At 72.2% G+C, this 8,067-nt stretch carries 4 protein-coding genes and 3 pseudogenes; 5 read left to right on the top strand and 2 right to left on the bottom strand.

The features are described from left to right. The first annotated feature begins 12 nt into the window (after positions 1-12). Positions 13-2,202, top strand: coding sequence for a catalase/peroxidase HPI (gene katG, locus FB157_RS22575; protein WP_145882409.1), 2,190 nt, complete (start codon positions 13-15; stop codon positions 2,200-2,202). 107 nt (positions 2,203-2,309) lie between these two features. Here katG and FB157_RS22580 read toward each other — a convergent pair. Then, positions 2,310-2,465, bottom strand: a pseudogene (locus tag FB157_RS22580) (heme-binding protein); the annotation flags it as partial. On the opposite strand from FB157_RS22580, the pseudogene FB157_RS47420 reads away from it, so the two are divergent. Both FB157_RS47420 and FB157_RS48620 read left to right on the top strand, forming a co-directional pair. Beyond that, positions 2,457-3,131 (top strand): annotated as a pseudogene (locus tag FB157_RS47420) (sensor histidine kinase); the annotation flags it as partial. The pseudogenes FB157_RS22580 and FB157_RS47420 overlap by 9 nt on opposite strands. Before the next feature lie 174 nt (positions 3,132-3,305). Further along, positions 3,306-3,713, top strand: a pseudogene (locus FB157_RS48620) (universal stress protein); the annotation flags it as partial. Between the two features lie 13 nt (positions 3,714-3,726). Here FB157_RS48620 and FB157_RS22590 read toward each other — a convergent pair. Beyond that, positions 3,727-4,395 (bottom strand): CBS domain-containing protein, encoded by a 669-nt coding sequence (locus FB157_RS22590; RefSeq protein WP_145882411.1) that lies wholly within the window; start codon positions 4,393-4,395, stop codon positions 3,727-3,729. 171 nt (positions 4,396-4,566) lie between these two features. Here FB157_RS22590 and FB157_RS22595 point away from each other — a divergent pair, with 171 nt between their 5' ends. Continuing rightward, complete coding sequence (locus tag FB157_RS22595) at positions 4,567-5,412, top strand: universal stress protein (RefSeq protein ID WP_186581635.1); 846 nt, start codon at positions 4,567-4,569, stop codon at positions 5,410-5,412. A 48-nt stretch (positions 5,413-5,460) separates the two neighbouring features. Continuing rightward, a complete protein-coding gene (locus tag FB157_RS22600) occupies positions 5,461-7,842 on the top strand; it encodes a phosphoketolase (protein WP_145882413.1) in 2,382 nt (793 codons plus the stop codon). Positions 7,843-8,067 lie beyond the last annotated feature (225 nt).

Here is an 8,067-nt window from a genome sequence, read left to right on the forward strand (position 1 = left end):
GAAGGATTCCCCATGTCCGAGAACACCCCTGCCGAGGCGAAGTGCCCGGTCGCGCACGACCGTGCCGCGCACCCGACCCAGGGCGGCGGGAACCGCCAGTGGTGGCCGGAGCGGCTCAACCTGAAGATCCTTGCGAAGAACCCCGCCGTGGCCAACCCGCTCGGTGAGGAGTTCGACTACGCCGAGGCCTTCAAGAGCCTTGACCTCCCCGCCGTGAAGCGGGACATCGCCGAGGTGCTCACCGACTCCCAGGACTGGTGGCCCGCCGACTTCGGCAACTACGGCCCGCTGATGATCCGTATGGCCTGGCACAGCGCGGGCACCTACCGCATCAGTGACGGCCGTGGCGGCGCCGGCGCCGGACAGCAGCGCTTCGCCCCCCTGAACAGCTGGCCGGACAACGGCAACCTCGACAAGGCCCGCCGTCTGCTGTGGCCGGTGAAGAAGAAGTACGGCAAGAGCCTGTCCTGGGCCGACCTCATGGTCCTCGCCGGCAACGTGGCGCTGGAGTCGATGGGCTTCAAGACCTTCGGCTTCGGCGGTGGCCGTGCGGACGTGTGGGAGTCGGAGGAGGACGTCTACTGGGGTCCCGAGCAGGTCTGGCTCGACGACCAGCGCTACACCGGCGACCGCGAGCTGGAGAACCCGCTCGGCGCGGTCCAGATGGGCCTGATCTACGTCAACCCGGAGGGCCCGAACGGCAACCCGGACCCGATCGCCGCGGCCCGCGACATCCGTGAGACCTTCCGCCGCATGGCGATGAACGACGAGGAGACCGTCGCCCTCATCGCCGGTGGTCACACCTTCGGCAAGACCCACGGTGCCGGCCCGGCCGAGAACGTCGGCCCCGAGCCCGAGGCCGCTCCGATCGAGCAGCAGGGCCTGGGCTGGAAGAGCACCTACGCCAGCGGCAAGGGCGGCGACGCGATCACGTCCGGCCTGGAGGTCACCTGGACCGCCACGCCGACCCAGTGGAGCAACGGCTTCTTCAAGAACCTGTTCGAGTACGAGTACGAGCTCACGCAGAGCCCCGCCGGTGCCCACCAGTGGGTGGCGAAGAACGCCGAGGCGATCATCCCCGACGCGCACGACGCGTCGAAGACGCACCTCCCGACGATGCTCACCACCGACCTCTCGCTGAAGTTCGACCCGGTCTACGAGCAGATCTCGCGTCGCTTCTACGAGAACCCGGAGGAGTTCGCGGACGCCTTCGCCCGCGCCTGGTACAAGCTGACCCACCGTGACATGGGCCCGAAGTCGCTGTACCTCGGCCCGGAGGTCCCGGCGGAGACCCTGCTGTGGCAGGACCCGCTGCCGCAGGCCGAGGGCGAGGCCATCGACGCCGCCGACGTCGCGGCCCTGAAGGCCAGGCTGCTCGACTCGGGCCTGTCCGTGTCCCAGCTGGTGTCCACCGCCTGGGCGTCGGCCTCGACGTTCCGCAACAGCGACAAGCGCGGCGGTGCCAACGGCGCCCGCATCCGGCTGCAGCCGCAGGCCGGCTGGGAGGTCAACCAGCCCGACCAGCTCGCCCAGGTGCTGCGCGTCCTCGAGGGCATCCAGGCGGAGTTCAACTCCGGCGCCAAGAAGGTCTCCCTGGCCGACCTGATCGTCCTCGGTGGTGTCGCCGCCGTGGAGAAGGCCGCCAAGGACGCCGGTCACGACGTCGAGGTGCCCTTCGCGCCGGGCCGCGTGGACGCCACGGCGGAGCACACCGACGCGGAGTCCTTCGCCGCGCTGGAGCCCATCGCCGACGGCTTCCGCAACTACGTGGGCAAGGGCAACCGCCTGCCGGCCGAGTACCTGCTGCTCGACAAGGCGAACCTGCTGGGCCTGAGCGCGCCCGAGATGACGGTCCTCGTCGGCGGCCTGCGCGTCCTCGGCGCCAACCACCAGCAGAGCTCGCACGGCGTCTTCACCGACGCCCCGGGCAAGCTGACCAACGACTTCTTCGTCAACCTGCTCGACCTGGGCACGACGTGGAAGTCCACCTCGGAGGACCAGGTCACCTTCGAGGGCCGCGACGACGCGACCGGCGAGATCAAGTGGACCGGCACCCGTGCCGACCTGGTCTTCGGCTCGAACTCCGAGCTGCGCGCGCTCGCCGAGGTCTACGCCGCGGACGACGCGAAGGAGAAGTTCGCCAAGGACTTCGCCGCCGCGTTCGGCAAGGTCATGAACCTCGACCGGTTCGACCTCGTCTGATCTCTGGTCGACACCCCTGAAGGCGTCAGGACCGGCCCCGCACGGGCCGGCCCGGACGCCTTCGGCGTTTCTGCGGCCAGGACACCTGGAAGGGTCCGGGGCTCGGGTCAGCGGCCCAGCGCCGCCACGCCCGCCTGGGCGTAACGCTCGTCCAGGTCGCCCGACGGGGCGCCCGCGACGCCGATGCCCGCGACCGGGGCACCCTTGGCGGTCACCGGGGCGCCGCCCCCGAGGAACAGCGTGCCCGGGATGTCCTTCAGGTCACCCCCCCGGCCGTGACCGCCGTGGCCACCACCGTCTACGTCGTCATGCAGCGCCAGTCCGCCCGCCGTGACGCCCTGATCGGCGACCTGGTCCGCACCCGCCGCGAACTCGCCGCCACCGAGCGCCGCGAGGGCACGCTCGCCGAACGGGAGCGGCTGGCCCGGGAGATCCACGACACCCTCGCCCAGGGGCTGTCCAGCCAGCGCATGCTCCTGCAGGCCGCGGACCGCCTCTGGGACACCGCCCGCGACCACGTCCGCACCGCGGCGGCGATCGCCGAACGCAGCCTCGCCGAGGCCCATCGCTTCGTCCACGACCTGGCCCCGGCCGACCTGGCCGAGGGCGGCGGCCTGCTCCAGGCGCTGCGCGCGGTCGCCGAGCGCGAGACGACGCCCGCGCTCACCGTCCGCGTCCACCTGGAGGGCGCCGCGCCCGCCGGACTGCCCGCCCCCGTGGTGTCCGCCCTGCTCCGCATCGCCCAGGGAGGCCTGGCCAACGTCCGCGAACACACGGCCGCCACGACCGCGACCCTCACCCTCACCTGCCTGGACGACCAGATCGTGCTGGACGTGACCGACGACGGCCGGGGCTTCGACACCGGCACGGTCCCGCAAGCCGAGGGACGCGGCCACGGTCTTCCCGCCATCCGTGCCCGCCTGGGCCAAGGAACAGCGGCTGCTGCCCTGAGCCGTCATGCCCCCGGCTGCGCTGCTGTGGCGGCACGGCGCGACCTCGCGCAGCGTGGGGCATGGGGGATCTCCGACGGCGAGGCCGGTGCTCCGGCCACCAGAGAGGCGGGACGCATGGACACGGAGGATTCCCGGCCCCGGATCGTGGCCGGCGTCGACGGCTCGCCGTCCTCGTACGCGGCCCTGCGCTGGGCCGTGCGTTACGCCGGGCTGATCGGCGGCACCGTGGACGCGGTGGCCGTCTGGGAACTGCCGGGCCTGTACGGCTGGTCGGGGCCCGCGGTGGACATGGACGTCGACGAGGAGGACGCCCGGCAACGGATGACACGGGAACTGACCGAGGCGCTCGGCGCCGAGGCGGTCGCCTCGGTACGGCCGCTGGTCGTGGAGGGCAATCCCACGGACGTCCTGCTCAGGGCAGCGGAGGGCGCCGAGTGCCTGGTCGTCGGGAGCCGGGGGCGGGGCGGTTTCGCCGCCGCCCTGCTCGGTTCCGTCAGCCAGCACCTGACGCAGCACGCCGGCTGCCCGGTGGTGATCGTGCGCCCCGGAACGGCCTGAGGCCGGGGCGCGGTCAGGGCGAACTCGTGCTGCGCTCCCGACCGGGAGCCAGGTCGAACCCCACGTCCACCACCCCCTCCACGGCCCGCACCAGGCGCGCGGCCACGGGTACCAGCTCCGGGTCCCGCACGCGGCCGACGAGCGTCACGACGCCGTCCTCCACCTCCACGTGCAGGGCCGAGCCCGGCGGCGGGAACAGCTCGGACACGACCTCGTGCCGCACTTGCTCGGCGATCTCCTCGTCCCCCCGCAGGAAGACCTTGAGCAGATCGGCGCGGCTGACGACACCCTCGAGGAGGCCGACCTCGTCGACCACGGGCAGCCGCTTGACCCCGGCCCGCGCCATCAGGTGCGCGGCCTCGGCGAGTGTGGCGCCCGGCCGGACGGTGACCGCGGGGGAGGACATCAGCTCGTCCGCGGTGAGCGCGTCGGCCTTGGCCACGTCGGATGGGCGGCGCAGCCGGACATACTCCTCCTCCGGAGTGTCCCGGAACTCCTCCTTGGGCAGCAGGTCGGCCTCGGAGACCACACCGACGACCCGGCCCTCTCCCTCCAGCACCGGCAGGGCGCTGACCCGCCAGTCCCGCATCAGCTGCACGATCTCCTTGAACGGGGCCCGTCGGCCGACGGCGGCGACCGTCTGCGTCATGACATCGCTGACGATGTACGGGGTGCCGTACATGATGACTCCCCTGGGTCTCGTGCGGACGGTCCTGCCGCTTCCAGCGTGGGCAGGCGCCGGATCCGCGCGCGAGGGCCGTCCGGGGACCGGCCGGGGCCGAGTGGCCCTTGCACCCGCGTGCCCCACAAGGCCAGGCTGGAGTCCGAATCCCCCCTCCGAGAGGTGGTGGCCATGCGCCTAGTCGTCGGCGTGGACGGTTCCGAATCGAGCCTCAGGGCCGTGGACTGGGCGGCCGACAACGCGGCCCTGCGCCGTACGCCACTGCGGCTGGTGTACGCGTCCCTCTGGGAGCGCTACGAAGGCGCCTCCCTCGGCCGGGACGCCGACCGGCCGTCCGAACAGGTGATGGCCGAGGACATCGTGGCGACCGCCGAGCGCCGCGCCCACCGCAGACAACCCGACGTGCACGTCAGCACCGACGTGCTGCCCGAGGAACCGGAACAGGCGCTGGTGCGGGAGAGCCACTCCGCGCTCGCGGTGGTCCTCGGGCACCGCGGCCGCGGCACCGTGGCCGAGGCGGTCCTCGGCTCGGTCGGCGTCACGCTGGCCGAGCACGCGCACTGCCCGGTCGTCGTGCTGCGCGGTGGCCACGACGACCGGGCCCTGCCCGGGAACCCCGGCAGGATCGTCCTCGGCGTCGACGAGAAGCCCGCGGGTTCGGCGGCCCTGCGATTCGCCGCGGAGGAGGCCGGACTGCGCGGGGTGCCCCTGGAGGCCGTGCACGTGTCGCGCCACGGGGTCACCGGCACCCTGCTCGGGAGCGGCGAGCGGGAGTCGGACGCCGCCCTGGCGCTGGACGAGGCGCTGCGGGACGTCCCGATCGGCCTGGAAGTGCTGCGGCGCACCGTCTCCGGCCGTCCCCGCGACGCCCTGCTGGCCGCCTCCAGCGATGCCGCCCTGCTGGTCGTGGGCGCCCGGCACCGCCCGGGGCGCTTCGGCCCGCACCTCGGCCGGGTCGTCCACGGCGTGCTGCACCACGCGGCATGCCCGGTGGCCGTGGTACCCGAACTTTCCTGACATTCCCGGCAGACTTGCCGACAAGCGACGATGATCTCCGGAGTCCTCATGCCCCAGGCTGCCCACCCGGACGCCCCCGCACCGACCGACGAGGAACTGCGCACCCTGGACGCGCACTGGCGCGCTGCCAACTACCTCGCGGCGGGCCAGATCTATCTCATGGCCAACCCGCTGCTGACCGAGCCACTGAAGCCCGAGCACATCAAGCCCCGGCTGCTGGGCCACTGGGGCACGTCCCCCGGCCTGAACCTCGTGTACACGCACCTCAACCGGGTCATCAGGGCGCGCGGCCTCGACGCGCTGTGCGTGTGGGGCCCGGGCCACGGAGGTCCGTCGGTCCTCGCCAACTCCTGGCTGGAGGGCAGCTACAGCGAGACGTATCCGGACGTCTCGCGGGACGCGCCGGGCATGGAGCGGCTGTTCCGGCAGTTCTCCTTCCCGGGCGGGGTGCCCAGCCACGTGGCTCCCGAGACCCCGGGCTCGATCCACGAGGGCGGCGAACTCGGCTACTCGCTCGCCCACGCCTACGGGGCGGCCTTCGACAACCCGGACCTGCTGGTGGCCTGCGTGATCGGCGACGGCGAGGCGGAGACCGGACCGCTGGCCGCCTCCTGGCACTCCAACAAGTTCCTCGACCCGGTGCACGACGGTGCCGTACTGCCGATCCTGCACCTCAACGGCTACAAGATCGCCAACCCGACGGTGCTGTCCCGGCTGCCGGAGCCCGAACTCGACGCCCTGCTACGGGGATACGGCCACGAACCCCTGCATGTGACGGGCGACGATCCCGAGCAGGTGCACCGGGCCATGGCCGCGGCGATGGACGACGCGCTGGACCGCATCGCCCGGATCCAGCGCACCGCCCGCGAGGAGGACGGCGCCGAACGGGCCCACTGGCCGGTGATCGTGCTGCGCACTCCCAAGGGCTGGACGGGGCCCGCCGAGGTGGACGGCGTGCCCGTCGAGGGCACCTGGCGCGCCCACCAGGTCCCGCTGGCCGGCGTCCGGGAAAACCCCGAGCATCTGCGGCAGTTGGAGCAGTGGCTGCGCTCGTACCGGCCCGAGGAGCTGTTCGGCCCCGACGGCCGGCCCGTCGCGGACGTCCTCGCCTGTGTCCCCGAGGGGACGAAGCGGCTCGGCGCGAGCCCGCACGCCAACGGCGGGCTCCTCGTGCGTGAGCTGCCCGTGCCGGCCCTGGAGGGCTTCGCCGTACCCGTCGACAAGCCCGGTACCACCCTGCACGAACCCACCCGGGTCCTGGGCGACCTGCTCGAACAGGTCATGCGGGACACCGGCTCGCGGCGGGACTTCCGGCTCGTCGGACCGGACGAGACCGCCTCCAACCGGCTCCAGGCCGTCTTCGAGGCCAGCGGAAAGGCCTGGCAGGCCGGGACACTCCCGGTCGACGAACACCTGGACCGGCACGGCCGGGTGATGGAGATCCTCTCCGAACACCTCTGCCAGGGCTGGCTGGAGGGCTATCTGCTCACCGGCCGGCACGGACTGTTCTCCTGCTACGAGGCGTTCGTGCACATCGTCGACTCCATGGTCAACCAGCACATCAAGTGGCTGAAGACCTCGCGCCTGCTGCCCTGGCGGGCCCCCGTCGCCTCCCTCAACTACCTGCTGACCTCGCACGTGTGGCGCCAGGACCACAACGGCTTCTCGCACCAGGACCCCGGATTCGTCGACCACGTCCTCAACAAGAGCCCGGAGGTGGTGCGCGTCTATCTGCCGCCGGACGCCAACACCCTGCTGTCCGTGACCGATCACGTCCTGCGCAGCCGGGACTACGTCAACGTGATCGTGGCCGGCAAGCAGCCCTGCTTCGACTGGCTGTCCCTGGACCAGGCCCGGGTCCACTGCGCCCGCGGCGCCGGGATCTGGGAATGGGCCGGCACCGAGAACGGCGGCGCACCGGACGTCGTCCTGGCCTGCGCGGGTGACGTACCCACGCAAGAGGTGCTGGCCGCCGCCCAGTTGCTGCGCCGGCACCTACCCGGCCTGGCGGTGCGGGTGGTCAACGTGGTCGACATGACCCGGCTGATGCCGCGTGAGGAACACCCGCACGGGATGAGCGACTTCGAGTTCGACGGCCTGTTCACCGCCGACAAACCGGTGATCTTCGCCTATCACGGCTACCCGTGGCTCATCCACCGCCTGGCCTACCGACGCACCGGGCACAAGAACCTGCACGTGCGCGGATACAAGGAGTCCGGGACCACGACCACCCCGTTCGACATGGTCGTGCGCAACGACCTCGACCGCTACCGGCTCGTCATGGACGTCATCGACCGCGTGCCCGGCCTCGCGATGCGCGCCGCCGGCGTCCGCCAGGCCATGGCCGACGCCCGCACCCGCCACCACGACTGGATCCGCGCCCACGGAACCGACCTGCCGGAGGTCGCGGACTGGAGCTGGCACAGCTGAACCGGCCCCGTCGTCCCGCGGCACGATCCGGCACCTCCCGGGCTCGCGGGAGGTGCCGCCGGGCTCCGGAGCCTAGGGGGTTTCGTTCGGGTCAGGTCGCCGCGGGCCCGGGCTGATCCGAACGAAGCCCCCTAGGTGTATTGACCCGCAGCGTTGTTCACTCGGCTGATCGGGGGCTGGCCTCCGAGTGCGGTGTGGCAGCGGTGGTGGTTGTAGGTGTGGAGA

The sequence above is a fragment of the Streptomyces sp. BK340 genome (assembly GCF_007827595.1).
Classification (GTDB): domain Bacteria; phylum Actinomycetota; class Actinomycetes; order Streptomycetales; family Streptomycetaceae; genus Streptomyces.